13 protein-coding genes are annotated in these 14736 nt (G+C 54.5%); 11 read left to right on the top strand and 2 right to left on the bottom strand.

The window, feature by feature from the left end; genetic code table 11:
• Positions 1–97 precede the first annotated feature (97 nt).
• Positions 98–655, top strand: a complete 558-nt coding sequence (locus GGE09_RS12465; protein ID WP_309746463.1) for a hypothetical protein — start codon at positions 98–100, stop codon at positions 653–655.
• A gap of 125 nt (positions 656–780) precedes the next feature.
• Entirely contained in the window at positions 781–1734 is a 954-nt protein-coding gene (gene lipA / locus GGE09_RS12460) for a lipoyl synthase (protein WP_309746462.1), read from the top strand.
• Between the two features lie 92 nt (positions 1735–1826).
• On the opposite strand, the gene GGE09_RS12455 is transcribed toward lipA, so the two are convergent.
• A complete protein-coding gene (locus GGE09_RS12455) occupies positions 1827–2735 on the bottom strand; it encodes a cytochrome c (RefSeq protein ID WP_309746461.1) in 909 nt (302 codons plus the stop codon).
• Positions 2736–2862: 127 nt separating this feature from the next.
• On the opposite strand from GGE09_RS12455, the gene guaB reads away from it, so the two are divergent.
• From guaB to GGE09_RS12440, 3 genes are all read left to right on the top strand, one after another.
• Positions 2863–4317: an IMP dehydrogenase gene (gene guaB, locus GGE09_RS12450; protein WP_309746460.1), complete on the top strand. Its 1455-nt coding sequence runs from the start codon at positions 2863–2865 to the stop codon at positions 4315–4317.
• Between the two features lie 3 nt (positions 4318–4320).
• Positions 4321–5493 carry an RsmB/NOP family class I SAM-dependent RNA methyltransferase gene (locus tag GGE09_RS12445; protein ID WP_309746459.1) on the top strand — a complete coding sequence of 391 codons (1173 nt, stop codon included), beginning with the start codon at positions 4321–4323 and terminating at the stop codon, positions 5491–5493.
• Between the two features lie 77 nt (positions 5494–5570).
• Positions 5571–7346, top strand: a complete 1776-nt coding sequence (locus tag GGE09_RS12440) for an ATP-binding protein (RefSeq protein ID WP_309746458.1) — start codon at positions 5571–5573, stop codon at positions 7344–7346.
• A gap of 5 nt (positions 7347–7351) precedes the next feature.
• Here the strand turns inward: GGE09_RS12440 and GGE09_RS12435 are convergent, their stop codons facing one another.
• A complete protein-coding gene (locus GGE09_RS12435) occupies positions 7352–7954 on the bottom strand; it encodes a sulfotransferase family 2 domain-containing protein (protein WP_309746457.1) in 603 nt (200 codons plus the stop codon).
• 193 nt (positions 7955–8147) lie between these two features.
• On the opposite strand from GGE09_RS12435, the gene recA reads away from it, so the two are divergent.
• From recA to ctaA, 6 genes are all read left to right on the top strand, one after another.
• Positions 8148–9227, top strand: coding sequence for a recombinase RecA (recA, locus tag GGE09_RS12430; RefSeq protein WP_309746456.1), 1080 nt, complete (start codon positions 8148–8150; stop codon positions 9225–9227).
• A 182-nt stretch (positions 9228–9409) separates the two neighbouring features.
• Positions 9410–12061, top strand: a complete 2652-nt coding sequence (gene alaS, locus GGE09_RS12425; protein ID WP_309746455.1) for an alanine--tRNA ligase — start codon at positions 9410–9412, stop codon at positions 12059–12061.
• Complete coding sequence (locus GGE09_RS12420) at positions 12062–12346, top strand: DUF1330 domain-containing protein (protein ID WP_309746454.1); 285 nt, start codon at positions 12062–12064, stop codon at positions 12344–12346. It abuts the gene before it with no gap.
• Positions 12346–12630, top strand: a complete 285-nt coding sequence (locus GGE09_RS12415) for a DUF1330 domain-containing protein (RefSeq protein ID WP_309746453.1) — start codon at positions 12346–12348, stop codon at positions 12628–12630. Before GGE09_RS12420 ends, GGE09_RS12415 begins: the two co-directional genes overlap by 1 nt.
• Before the next feature lie 129 nt (positions 12631–12759).
• Positions 12760–13533 carry an RNA methyltransferase gene (locus GGE09_RS12410; RefSeq protein ID WP_309746452.1) on the top strand — a complete coding sequence of 258 codons (774 nt, stop codon included), beginning with the start codon at positions 12760–12762 and terminating at the stop codon, positions 13531–13533.
• Positions 13534–13593: 60 nt separating this feature from the next.
• Positions 13594–14730, top strand: coding sequence for a heme A synthase (ctaA, locus tag GGE09_RS12405; RefSeq protein ID WP_309746451.1), 1137 nt, complete (start codon positions 13594–13596; stop codon positions 14728–14730).
• The last annotated feature ends 6 nt before the right edge of the window (positions 14731–14736 follow it).

Below are 14736 nucleotides of genomic sequence, written 5' to 3'. Positions count from 1 at the left end.
AAGATTGTATTAGCGTATTAGATCGTGGGGCCTTGTCTAGTTTTGTGATAGGTTCCAGATTTCGTTGAACCGATCCCAAAGAATAAAAGGAAAATTCATGCTGTTTCGTGGCAAGGCATTGTTGTTAAGTATGATTCTTCATGTATTTTCGAATGTACCAACCTATGCAGATCAGTGGGGGTCGGTCGTTCTGACCCATTGTTACGACTTGAAAGATCGCGAATATTATAAAAAACATTTCTTTATCCGGGTATTCTGGACAGAATTAGGGGGTGGGCAGTTTCATCGGAATTCGGATTCTCTTGATGGGCCAATGAAATTACAGTTGTTTCATAAAAAACCTGCAACCTGCATGATACAGGGCAAGAAAGTGGTTTTTGAAACGCAAGACTATCGAAAGCGAACAGATACTGGCGCTTGCGGTCAGTGTGAACGGACTGGTTTTCGGCTCACTGTTGATGAAAAACTGATTTGGGAGAAGCCAGCGCCTAAAAGATTGGGGGAACCAATCTTCAACGGTGAAATAGATATTGATCGGGACAGTATACGTGTTTGTGAGGACCGCCGACCAGAGGAAATCGGTGTGGATATCTCAGGTTTGGAAGGTGTTGTTAAACACATGACGCGTGTCCGGACTTGTCGCGAAATTTATTGAACGCTGGGCTTTCATGCCATTTTGATCATTATTCTATCCCGCATACCCGCCATGCGATTTCCTGACTGCTCCTGTTGCAAAAACAAGCTATTATGGGGATAAAGGGGCAACCAAGGAAACGTATCATGCGCGATCTGAAAATTCCGTCTCAACGGCATCCCGAAAAAGCAAAACGGCCGGATAATGTCCAGCCGAAGAAACCTGATTGGATCAGGGTAAAGGCGCCCACGTCCAAGGGCTATTTTGAAACGCGCAATATTATGCGGGAAAACAAGCTGGTAACGGTCTGCGAGGAAGCGGGCTGTCCGAACGTGGGGGAATGTTGGTCCCAAGGCCATGCCACCATGATGATCATGGGCGAGGTCTGTACCCGCGCCTGTACCTTCTGTAATATCGCGACGGGCAAACCACCCGAAGACCTTGATGTGTTTGAACCGGGCCGTGTTGCGGCTGCGGTGAAAAAGCTGGGGCTGAACCATGTGGTGATCACCTCGGTAGACCGTGATGATGTGGCTGATGGCGGGGCGGAACATTTTGCGCAGACCATTCGCGCGGTGCGCAAACAATCGCCTTCAACCACCATTGAAATCCTGACGCCAGACTTTATCCGCTGCGACGCCTCGGCGCTCGAAGTTGTGGTCGAAGCGCGCCCGGATGTGTTCAACCACAATCTTGAAACCGTACCGGGCTTGTATCCAGAGGTCCGACCCGGCGCGCGCTATTTCCACTCGCTGCGGTTGTTACAGCGGGTCAAAGAACTGGACCCGTCCATGTTCACCAAATCGGGCATCATGGTTGGCCTTGGCGAAGACAAACAGTCCGTTATGCAAGTGATGGATGACATGCGCGCCGCTGACATTGATTTCATGACCATCGGGCAGTATCTACAGCCCACCCCCAAGCACCACGCACTGGATCGGTTTGTCACCCCTGACGAATTCGCCACCTATGAAAAAGCGGCGTTTGGCAAAGGGTTCCTGATGGTTTCGGCCACGCCGCTCACACGTTCCAGCTATCACGCAGGCGATGATTTCGCACGGCTTCGGGCCTCGCGCAACAAGGCGCTGGGGCTGGCTTAAAGCCCCCGCCATCTGCTTCTTTAGAACTTAAAGCGTTTCGTGTTTTACGTAATGTGAAACGCGAAACGCTTTAATTTATGCGCGCGGGACGCTTATTCTGCGCTTTCCACAGGGGCGATCCGTTTCAGATAGGCCGCAATGGCGTTCAGGTCTTCGGGCGGCAGTTGTTTTGTGTTTTCCACCACATCTGCCATCTGCCCGCCTGCCACGTCATATTCTGGTGTGAAGCCGGAATTCAGATAGGTCACAATATCCACCACAGCCCAGCCCCCGATGCCGTCTGCATGGGGGGTGATGTTGGGAATACGGCCTTTGCCGTCTGGGTTCGGGCCGCCTGCCAGCCATTGGTCCCGTTGCAAGCCTCCGATTGCATTGCGCGGGGTGTGGCATTCGGCGCAGTGGCCCATGGCTTCTACTAGGTAACGGCCTCGGGTCTCTTCGGGCGTCAGATCACCCTGTAAGGCCCAGCCTTTGCCTGCAAACAGGAATTTCCACCCGCCAAGGGAGCGGCGGATGTTGAAGGGGAAGCCCACGTCATGGGGCTGGCTTGGCGTGTCCACTGCAGGCAGGGTTTTCAGATAGGCATATAAATCCGCCAGGTCCGCAGCGCTCATGTTCTGATAGGTGGTATAGGGGAAGGCCGGATAATAGTGCTTCCCATCGGGCGCGGTTCCGAAGGTAACCGCATTGGCCAGATCGCTGAACGACCAGCCGCCGATGCCGAATTCAACACTCTGCGAAATATTAGGCGCGTAGAATGTCCCAAAGTCTGATGCAAATTCCCGCCCGCCCACAAGTGCCAGTTTCGCTTCGCCTTCGGCCCCTTTGGCTGAATGACAGGACGCGCAGCCAGCTGCCGCAAAGACCAAGGCGCCTTTGTCGGGATCGCCAGTCAGATCGGCCAAAGCCGCGTCCTCCCAGACTTTCGGGGTGGTGATCCACCAGAAAATACCAAAGCCGATTACAGCGGCAAGAAGGGCGAAACGGAGGAGTTTTTTCATAAGCATGGGGCCGAGTATCCTTAATGCCGCAGGGCGCGTAAACAGAAATCGCGGTTCGGGCCTTTTCTTTTTGTTAAACCCATGAGATAGGGACGTGCCAACAGCGGTATTCCAGCAGGAGCATGCAATGGAGATTCGTGAGGCCCTCACTTTTGATGACGTACTTTTGGTGCCTGGGGCATCAGATGTCTTGCCAGCCACGGCAGACACAAGGACGTTTGTGACTAAAACCATCCCTTTGAACATTCCGTTGCTGAGTTCAGCAATGGATACAGTGACCGAGGCCCGTATGGCGATTGCCATGGCACAGGCCGGTGGTATCGGGATTTTACACCGCAACCTGACGCTGGATGAACAGCAAAAACAGGTGCGCCGTGTAAAGCGCTTTGAAAGCGGGATCGTTTACAACCCGATTACCCTGCGCCCTGACCAGACTTTGGGCGATGCCAAAGCGCTGCAAGAACGCTATCGTGTCACGGGATTTCCTGTAGTGGACGAAAAAGGCCGCGTGTTGGGGATCGTCACCAACCGAGACATGCGCTTTGCCAGTGCGGATGACACACCTGTCCATACTATGATGACTGGCGACAATCTGGCGATCCTGCGCGAACCTGCCAGTCTGGCAGAGGCCAAGTCGATGATGCACGCCCGTCGCATCGAAAAGCTGCTGGTGGTGGACGGTGATAACAAGCTGTCAGGTCTATTAACCATCAAAGACCTTGAACAGGCAGTGCTGAACCCGCAAGCCTGTAAAGACGGCCGTGGTCGTCTGCGCGTTGGGGCTGCGTCTACTGTTGGGGATGCGGGCTATGAACGCTCGGTTCAATTGATCGAGGCAGGCGTGGACCTTTTGGTCATCGACACGGCCCACGGCCATTCCATCAGCGTCTCTGAAGCCGTTTCGCGGATCAAAGCCTATAACAGTGACATCCAAGTGGTTGCTGGCAATGTGGCTACCGCCGAGGCAACCCGCGCTTTGATTGGTGCTGGTGCGGATGCTGTAAAGGTTGGCATTGGCCCCGGGTCGATCTGCACCACGCGTATTGTGGCGGGTGTCGGGGTTCCCCAGCTGACTGCCATCGACGATTGCGCCACGGAAGGGGCAAAAACCGGCACGCCGGTTATTGCGGATGGCGGGATCAAATTCTCGGGTGATTTTGCCAAGGCGATTGCGGCGGGGGCATCCTGTGCCATGGTCGGTTCCATGCTGGGCGGCACGGATGAGGCACCGGGCGAGGTGATCTTGTACCAAGGCCGCAGCTATAAATCCTTCCGTGGGATGGGGTCGGTTGGCGCCATGGCGCGGGGCTCTGCGGACCGGTATTTCCAGAAGGAGGTTTCGGCTGAAAAGCTGGTTCCCGAAGGGATTGAAGGTCAGGTTCCCTATAAAGGTCCAGCTGGAACTGTGATCCACCAGATGATCGGTGGTCTGCGCGCGGCTATGGGCTACACAGGCAGTGCAACCATTGAAGACATGCGCACCAAGTGCAAATTTGTCAAGATATCGGGGGCAGGGCTGAAAGAAAGCCACGTGCATGATGTACAGATTACCCGCGAAAGCCCGAACTATCGGGTGGGTTGATCTATGACTCCTGCTGCCCGCTACGCTGCTTCTGTGGATGTTCTGGACGGATTTTTGTCGGGGGAACCGGCGGAAAAACTGTTGTCGAACTGGGCGCGGCGCAATCGCTATGCGGGCAGTAAGGACCGTGCGGCCGTGCGCGACATCGTATTTGACTGTCTGCGCAAACTGAACAGTTATGCGCAGGCTTCGGGCTTGCCCGATGGGCGAGGCATTGCCGTTGGGCATTGTTTGTCCGCAGGGTTGGACCCGGATCAAATATTCAGCGGCGTGGCTTATGCGCCTGTGGCCCTTGATGACGCAGAACAGGCTTTGATTGCAGCGGCGCAAGCCAGTGGCGGGCAGCAGGTCGTTGATCTGCCAGACTGGTTGCAATCTGTGTTTGAAACCGATTTGGGTGCCACAGCGACAAAGGTTGCACAGGATCTGTGCCACCGCGCCCCTGTTGATTTGCGGGTGAATGTCGCCAAAACCACGCCCTCTGGGGCGGCGCGTGCCTTAGCTGCTGAGGGGATCATGTGTGACCCCGTTGCGGATGTGGCTTCCGCGCTTCGGGTGGTTGAAAACCCGCGCAGGGTTGCAGGTTCCAAACCCTATCAAAGTGGCCAAGTGGAATTGCAAGATGCAGCGTCACAGGCGCTGGTTGGGATGCTTGATCTGCAAGCGGGGCAAAGCGTGCTGGATTACTGTGCAGGGGGCGGTGGTAAAACACTGGCCATGGCGGCGCGGGTACCAGATGCCCGTTATAGCGCATGGGATATCAGTGCGGCCCGTCTGGCGCCTTTGGAAGAACGCGCAGCACGGGCTGGGGCCAAGGTGACTTTGCTGGCCGAAAAACCGTCCAAAGCAACTTATGATCTGGTTCTGGTAGATGCGCCATGTTCCGGTTCTGGCGCATGGCGACGCAATCCCGAAGGCAAATGGCGTCTGACGCAGGACAAACTGGCCGAGGTGCAAGCCATGCAAGCACAGGTTTTGGCAGAGGCGGCGCAACTGGTGAAAGCCGGCGGAACACTGGTTTACGCTACGTGTTCGGTGCTGGAACGGGAAAACACCAGTCAAGTTAAGACCTTTTTAAGGAAGACTACGGACTATGAGGTGGTTTCCACCCATAATCTCGGGCTGAATTGTCCCGGTGACGGATTTTATTGCGCGATTCTGAAAAAACAATTTTAACGTGTATTGACGATGTGCTAACGTCGTTTGACGCGAATTACGGGGTGGAGTTTTGAAGAATAAGGCTGGGGGGCTTTATGACTGGTTTCAAAATTTCGCAATACGCCACACAAGTGGCGCTAATATGGATAGTGGGCGCAAGCCTGATTTTATTATGGTTAATGCCCGATCCGGTTGCTTGGTTCGGCATCGTTGCATTTCTGGGTGGGTTCGGTCTGGTGGCCGCAGCGCGCCGGTACTCTATGGGGGGCTTTGAAAGGGCACCCGTATACGAGGATTTTCAACTGGAAACGCCGGCCCTTCCGGAAGTGGTGCCTGAACCCGCGCCGGTTGTTGATCCGATGACAGAAACCAAAATTGCCGAAAAAGTGCAGCAACTGTTTGATCGTTTGCCCATTGCTATGGTGCATATCGACAGTCGGGGGCGCATTGGCCAGTCCAACGTGGCCGCACGGGAATTTCTGCGTTTGGAGCCTGCGGAAACCCCGTTGTTTGAAACCCTTGTCGAAGGGTTGGGGCGGTCTGTATCCACTTGGATGCAGGCGGCAAGGGACAATCATGTGCCGTGTAAGCCGGAAATGGTGCAGGTGCGGCGATCACAGACTGAAGAAATCTTGCAAGTTTCACTGATGCCGCCGCCTGTTGACGGGCAGGGCGGTTTGATTGCCACCTTCAGTGACGCGACCGAGCTGAAATCCCTTGAAGCCCAGTTCGTACAAAGCCAGAAGATGCAAGCCATCGGCCAGTTGGCGGGCGGTGTGGCCCATGACTTCAACAACCTTTTAACTGCAATTTCGGGTTATTGTGATCTGTTGTTGCTGCGCCATGAAAAGGGCGATCAGGATCACGCAGACCTGACCCAGATCACCCAAAACGCCAATCGTGCGGCGGCGCTTGTGGGGCAGCTTCTGGCGTTTTCGCGCAAACAAACGCTGACGCCTAAGGTATTGTCGGTAAATGATACTTTGTCAGAACTGACCCATTTGCTAAGCCGATTATTGGGCGAAAAGGTAGAGTTGCTGGCCGAATACGGCAAAGATTTACCCCGTGCCTTTGTGGACGGGCGCCAATTGGAACAGGTCATCATGAATCTGGTGGTTAACGCGCGGGATTCTATGCCCGAAGGAGGCGAGGTTCTGATCAAAAGCGGCACACAGGTTTTTGATAAAACCACCCGCGTGGACCGTGTGCTGGTGCCCAAAGGCACCTATGTCACCATCAGCGTGGCGGATACGGGCTGCGGTATTCGTGCGGAACATTTAGAAAAGATATTCGAACCGTTTTACACCACCAAAGATGTGGGCGAGGGGACGGGCTTGGGGCTGTCCATGGCTTATGGCATCGTGAAACAAACTGGTGGTTTTATTTTTGCCAAAAGCGTTTTGGGGCAGGGATCAGAATTCAGTCTGCTGTTGCCAGCTCATGAGGGTGTCTATGTAGAGCCCGTGGAAGCTCAAAAAACCACAAAATCTGCTCCGAAATCCCTGAACGGACTTTCCGTTCTATTGGTTGAGGATGAGGCACCCGTCCGAAGTTTTGCCTCTCGTGCGCTGGCCATGCAAGGCGTGCGCGTGACAGAAGCTTGTTCGGCCGAGGTAGCGCTTGAAAAACTAGAGGATTCCGATTTCTTTGTGGATGTGATCGTGTCTGATGTGGTGATGCCCGGCATGGACGGGCCGACTTGGGTGGTCAAAGCGCAGGAAACCCGCCCCGATGTGCAGGTAATTTTTGTCTCTGGCTACGCAGAAGAGAATTTTTCGTCCGAATACGGCGATATTCCGAATGCGTCGTTTCTGCCAAAGCCGTTTTCGTTAAAGCAACTGATTGAAGCAGTCCGCAACCTGGCCGGTTAACCCGATCACTCCGGCAGAGACAGGCGGTCGTAAATCTCAAAGTCCTGCGCATAGGCGTCTTGGTATTGGCGCAGTAATGCAGGGCTTAGGGATATCGTGGCTTCTGGGGATTGATTGGCGTGTCCAAGGGTGAATTGTTTGCCAAGCCGGTTTTGCAAGAACCGCACCAGCCCATCCATGTTGTCATAGCGAAACAGATGGGACATGCCAACTTGGCCGTCTTTGTCTGACATAAACTTGGCCTGCGATCCGACGCGGGCATATTCCGGAGGATTATCAGACAGATAAGCCGCAACGAAATCATCAAAGCTGATGTTGGCGGTGGAATTGGAAGAGCCTTTTAATTCATCACGGGACCGGTAACGGTACCAGCTGCCAAGCCAGTCAACAGGTTCGCGGATAACCGCAACACTGTCGGGTTCGTCCCGCGTCAGGGTCATGATGAAAGGTTCCAGCAGGCGTTGGTATTTGCGATAAGGCGTGTGTTTGGCGTTGGGAATTTTGGAAATGCGGATATCGCAGGTCGTACCCAAGGCAAGTTCGATCGAAGTGGAGGCCGTTTTGGGGGTGGCAAAGAACACCAGCTTTTCTTTGATAAATACCATCATTTCGGTCAATTACCCCCATTCAACCTAAAAGTGCGTCAGACATTTACCATTCATAAACCTTCATAAGCAATTGTTAAATTAAAATTTTGCTTGAAGTGTTCTTGTTTTGGTCTCATATAATAAAATGAGAACAAGAGGCGAACATCAGCAGCGATTGCTCAGGCATCTGGGATGTGAAATAAGGGATAAGAACATGGCCACGGCGAACCTACTCGATCTAACCGAAAGAAAATCAATGGATAAGCAAAAAGCACTGGAATCGGCCCTTGGGCAGATCGAACGGCAGTTCGGTAAAGGCTCGATTATGAAACTGGGTGGCAATGCCATGATGGATGTGGAAGCCACATCTACGGGGTCGATCGGGCTGGATATTGCGCTGGGAATCGGGGGGATTCCAAAAGGCCGTATTATCGAAGTTTATGGTCCAGAAAGTTCGGGTAAAACCACATTGTCGCTGCATTGTATTGCGGAAGAGCAGAAAAAAGGCGGGGTTTGTGCCTTTGTGGATGCGGAGCACGCGCTTGACCCGACTTATGCGAAGAAGCTCGGTGTTGACCTGGACGAATTGCTGATCTCGCAGCCGGATGCAGGCGAGCAGGCGTTGGAAATCACTGATACATTGGTGCGCTCTGGTGCGGTTTCCATGGTTGTGGTCGATTCGGTTGCCGCCTTGACGCCAAAGGCCGAGTTGGAAGGCGATATGGGCGATCATCAGGTGGGGGCTCAGGCCCGCTTGATGAGCCAAGCCATGCGCAAGCTGACAGGCTCGATCAGCAAATCGAAATGTACGGTGATTTTCATTAACCAGATTCGGATGAAAATTGGCGTGATGTTCGGGTCTCCGGAAACCACATCGGGTGGGAATGCGCTGAAGTTCTACGCCTCTGTCCGTCTGGATATTCGCCGGATCGGTGCGATCAAGGATCGTGACGAAATCGTCGGCAATGCGACCCGTGTGAAAGTTGTGAAGAACAAAGTGGCGCCGCCGTTCAAACAGGTGGAATTCGACATTATGTATGGCGAAGGCATTTCCAAGCGGGGCGAGTTGGTTGATCTGGGCGTGAAGGCGGGAATCGTTGAAAAATCAGGGTCCTGGTTTTCGTATGGGGACCAGCGGATCGGTCAGGGACGTGAAAACGCCAAGAATTTCCTGAAGGAAAATCCGCAGGTTGCCTGGGAAATCGAAGACAAGATTCGTGCCTCACACGGGTTGGATTTTGATATGGCCAAACCAAGCGCCGATGACAGCTCGGACGATCTGCTGGAAGAATAAAGTACCGCGCAGGGGTGGTTTGCCTTTGGCAGGAGTATTTTAGAACATTGAAACAAGCGCCGTGGGCTGTGCCTGCGGCGCTTTGTGGTTTTTCGGGTGGGACAATTGTGTTGTGGACAGATTTTGCAGGCAAGGTATAACCGCCCCTGATCAAAACCCGTATACTACAAAGGCATAACACTATGGTTGGCGTAAACGATATTCGCAGCACGTTTCTTTCCTATTTTGAAAAAAACGGCCACGCGGTTGTGGACAGCTCTCCGTTGGTGCCACGTAATGACCCGACACTGATGTTCGTGAACTCGGGCATGGTGCAGTTCAAGAACCTGTTTACAGGCGTTGAAACGCGGGATTATCAGCGGGCGACCTCGGCGCAGAAATGTGTGCGGGCAGGGGGTAAGCACAATGATCTGGACAATGTGGGGTATACCGCGCGGCACCATACGTTCTTTGAAATGCTGGGGAATTTCTCCTTCGGGGATTACTTCAAGAAAGAAGCTATCCCCTTTGCCTGGGACTTGATCACCAAGGATTTCGGCATTGATAAATCCCGTTTGGTGACAACGGTTTACCACACAGATGACGAAGCCTTTGCCATTTGGAAAAGCCTTGGGGTGCCAGAGGATCGGATCATTCGCATCGCAACGTCTGACAATTTCTGGCAAATGGGGCCAACGGGGCCTTGTGGTCCCTGTACCGAGATTTTTTATGATCACGGAGATCACATTTGGGGCGGGCCTCCGGGGTCGGCCGAGGAAGATGGCGACAGGTTTATCGAAATCTGGAACGTTGTGTTCATGCAGAATGAGCAATTCGCCGATGGTACAATGCGCGAATTGGACATGCAGTCCATCGACACCGGCATGGGGCTGGAACGGATTGCGGCTTTGTTGCAAGGCAGCCATGACAACTATGACACCGACCTGTTCAAAGCCTTGATCGAGGCGTCGGCGCAGGCGGTTGGGGTTGATCCTTACGGGGATCAGAACGTGCATCACCGCGTTATCGCAGATCATTTGCGCTCTACTTCCTTTCTGATTGCGGATGGTGTTCTGCCATCAAACGAGGGGCGCGGCTATGTGCTGCGCCGTATCATGCGCCGTGCCATGCGCCATGCGCATTTGCTGGGGGCGAAAGACCCGATGATGTATCGTCTGGTGCCAGAACTAGTGCGCCAGATGGGGCAGGCTTATCCTGAACTTGGCCGCGCCCAGCCGATGATCGAAGAGACTCTTTTGCTGGAAGAGACCCGTTTCAAGACGACGCTGGATCGTGGCTTGAAGCTGCTGGATGCCGAGTTGGAAGGCATGGCAGAGGGCACGGCATTACCGGGCGAAACAGCCTTTAAACTGTATGATACCTATGGGTTCCCACTTGATCTGACACAGGATGCCCTGCGGGAAAAAGGTGTCGCGGTGGACACCGACGGGTTTACCAGTGCCATGGCTGCGCAAAAAGCCAAGGCACGGGCGGCCTGGTCTGGGTCTGGCGAGGCAGCGGATGAATCCGTTTGGTTTGACATAGCCGATGCGGAGGGCAACACAGAGTTTCTGGGTTATGACACTGAAACCGCCGAGGGCCAAATCCGTGCAATTGTTCAGGACGGCGCAGTTGTGAAAACCGCAACAGGCGGCGCGGCGGTGCAATTGGTGCTGAACCAAACGCCGTTTTATGCGGAAAGCGGCGGTCAGGTTGGCGACACGGGTGTTTTGAAAACTGACGGTGGGACTGTGCGCATTTCTGATGTGCGTAAAAAGGCGGGTGTGTTTGTGCACTTTGGAGAGGTTCTGGACGGGACAATCACTACAGGCGATGCGGCCGAACTGGTCGTGGATCACACGCGGCGCAGTGCAATCCGCGCCAACCACTCGGCCACGCACCTGTTGCATGAGGCCTTGCGGGTTGCTTTGGGGGATCATGTGGCGCAACGCGGGTCGCTGAACGCAGAGGATCGGTTGCGGTTTGATTTTAGCCACTCCAAAGCCATGAACGCCGATGAAATGGCGCAAGTAGAGCGGGATGTGAACGCCTTTATCCGCCAGAATACCCCTGTGGACACCCGCATCATGACCCCTGACGAAGCGCGAGACTTGGGCGCGCAGGCGCTGTTCGGCGAGAAATACGGCGATGAAGTGCGGGTTGTTTCAATGGGCAAATTGGCAGGCAGCGGAAAAGGGTCTGACAAAAACACCTATTCGTTGGAACTTTGTGGCGGCACCCATGTGCAGCGCACCGGCGATATCGGTGCCTTTGTGATGCTGGGCGACAGCGCCAGCAGTTCTGGTGTGCGCCGGATCGAAGCCCTGACTGGGCAGGCGGCGCAGGATTATTTGCGCGGGCAGGATCATCTGCTGGCCGAGGCAGCGTTGGTGCTGAAAGCGCCTGCCTCCGAAGTACCAGCGCGGATTAAATCCCTGCAAGACGAACGCAAGGCCCTGCAAAATGAAGTTGCAGAGTTGCGCAAAAAGGCCGCTATGGGCGGTGCCGAAGGGGGATCTGATGCGGTTACCATCAACGGCGTGCCCTTTCTGGGTCAGGTTTTGGCCGATGTACCCGGCAAAGATCTGCGCGGTTTGATCGACGAACATAAAAAACGCTTGGGCAGCGGTGCGATTGTGCTGATCTCGGGCGCGGGTGGCAAAGCGGCGATTGCGGCCGGGGTCACTGAGGACTTGACCGACCGTGTGTCCGCGGTTGATTTGGTGAAGGCGGCTGCGGCAGAACTTGGCGGTAAGGGCGGCGGTGGTCGTGCGGATATGGCGCAAGCTGGCGGCCCGTCTGTGGAAAATGCTGATGCGGCCCTTTTGGCTGCGCAGAAAGTTTTGGAGGATTAAATGACGGTTTACACAATGGCACATATTGATGTGCATGACGAAGCAGAATACGCCCGCTACGCGGAACTGGCAGGGCCAGCGGTGGCCCAATATGGCGGCGTTTTTCTGGCACGCGGCGGCAAAACCGAAGTTATGGAGGGCCACGCGCGGTCACGCAATGTGATCATCCAGTGGCCTGACATGGACACCGCCAAAGCGTTTTACAACGGGCCGGAATATCAACTGGCGCTAAGCCACGGTCTGCCTGCAGCCAACCGCGATTACATGTTTGTAGAGGGCGTCTGATGGCCGCTTATGTGATTGCACAGATTGAAGTGACAAATCTGGACGGCTATATGGAATATGCCAGCCAAACCGTTGCTTGCGCGGAAAAATTCGGCGGCACCTTCCTTGTCAAAGGTGGCGCTGCCGAATGGATTGAGGGCAAGGGCGCTGCGCGCAATGTGGTGATCGAATTTGATACCACAGAGGCAGCAAAGCGGTTTTATTATTCGGATGAATATCAGAAAATCCTGCCACTTGCGTTGAACAATTCTAACCGTTCTATGGTGCTGGTCGAAGGCGTTTAAGCCGCTTGTAAAATCTATCGGGAAACGCGGGATACTTATGGCGTGACGCAATTTCCTTTGGCGGCTTTCCTTGCACTTTTTGGCGACGGGGCGTAACAGGCAGGCCAGCCAATTCGGAGAGTTTCACAGATGTCAGGCACAGATCACGCAAAAGCCGCCGATTGGGGCGGGCCGCAACCGGTAGTGGTTCTGGTGCAGCCACAGATGGGCGAAAACATCGGCGCTGCGGCGCGGGCGATGTGGAATTTCGGTTTGGAACGGATGCGGCTGGTGAATCCTCGGGACGGGTGGCCGAACCAGAAGGCTGTGACCATGTCTAGCGGGGCCGCCCGTGTGATCGACGCGGTTCAGGTGATGGACACCACCGAACAGGCGATTTCTGACCTGCATTATGTGTTTGCCACCACCGCGCGGGGGCGGGATCTGACCAAACCTGTGGTCACGCCGGAACGGGCGATGGAACAGGCGCGGGCTATGGTGGCCAAAGGCCAGAAGGTGGGTATCCTGTTCGGGCCGGAACGTTCGGGCCTTGAAAATCCTGATATTGCACGGGCCAATGCGATTATTTCTGTGCCGGTCAATCCGGCCTTTGCCTCACTTAATCTGGCGCAATGTGTTTTGTTGCTGGCCTATGAATGGCGCCGCCAGCAGGGTGATGCCGCGCCCGAGGTTCTGGAACTGGCTGGCACCAAACGGGCTGAATCCATTGAAATTCAGAAACTGACCGAAACGTTGGAGGCGCGACTGGAGTCCGTGGGGTTTTTCTGGCCCGATCATAAGGCCGAAAGCATGGTAACGAACCTGCGCAACATGATTTCCCGTTTGCCATTGACGCAGGCGGATGTGCGTATTTTCCACGGCGTCATCAAGTCGCTGGCAGACAAGCATCCAAAGTCCCGATAGCCATTGATCAGCTTCGCCCTGCGCCCTAAATAGTGGCAAGCATTCTGAAAGGCGCGGCCCATGACCAAGACACGCAGCATTTTTGAAGAGGTTTCGACTGGGAAACCAGCCTCGGACGCGCCGAAAGGTGGCTTGATCGACGCGGGTAAATCTGGTGCGCGGCGGGCGATTGCGGTCTGGCTGCTGGTGCTGTTTGCACTTGTTGCGGGCATGATCCTTGTGGGTGGGATGACGCGGTTGACGGACAGCGGTCTGTCGATCACCGAATGGAAGCCCGTCACAGGCGCGATTCCCCCGATGAATGACGCTGTCTGGACTGAAGAATTCACAAAATATCAGGCGACTCCGGAGTATCAGTTGCAAAACAAGGGTATGACCCTGCACGAGTTTAAGTCGATCTATTGGTGGGAATGGGGCCATCGCCAGTTGGGCCGTCTTGTCGGGCTGATTTGGGCGCTTGGGTTTTTCTATTTTCTGGCACGGCGCCAAATCCCGAAAGGCTGGACCGGACGGCTGGTTCTTGTGGGGGCTTTGGGCGGTTTGCAAGGGGCGATTGGCTGGTGGATGGTGTCTTCGGGGCTGTCTGGTCGCATGGTGGATGTGGCATCTTATCGGCTGGCGACCCATCTGGGGCTGGCCTTTATCATCCTTGGTGTGCTGGTGTGGTATGCGTGGCAGTTGCAACGCCCCGAGATGGAGATGTTCCAAGCCCGCCGCAATCAGGAAAAGCGTCTTGTGACCCTGTCTACGATCCTGCTGGTGCTGACATTTGCACAAATTCTGCTGGGCGCGCTTGTGGCGGGTATTGATGCGGGGCGCGGTTATATCGACTGGCCGATGATGAACGGAGAGTTCCTGCCCTCGGAATCCTTTGATTACGAGCCGTTCTGGACCAACTTCTTTGAAAACCCTGCCTTGGTGCAATTCAATCATAGATTGCTAGGCTATGGTGTTTTTCTCTTCACTCTCCACCTCTGGTTTTCGTCGCGCAGCTCGGCTATCCTACAGACTCGGCGGGCGGCTTTGATTGTGCTTTTCGTCGTTCTGGCACAAATGGTTATGGGAATTGCCACAGTGATGCATGCTGCACCGTGGCATCTGGCAATCTTTCATCAGATTGGTGCCGTTATTGTGATTGTTAGTGTTTTGAACGTTCGTTTTTCTGCGCTGTATCCAAGGGCGCAAAAGCTTAGATAATTGAGG

This window comes from Roseobacter sp. N2S, assembly GCF_031454055.1.
In the GTDB taxonomy this organism is placed as follows: domain Bacteria; phylum Pseudomonadota; class Alphaproteobacteria; order Rhodobacterales; family Rhodobacteraceae; genus Amylibacter.
Note: the sequence above shows the minus strand (reverse complement) of the source record. Positions and strands in the feature narration are given on the sequence as shown.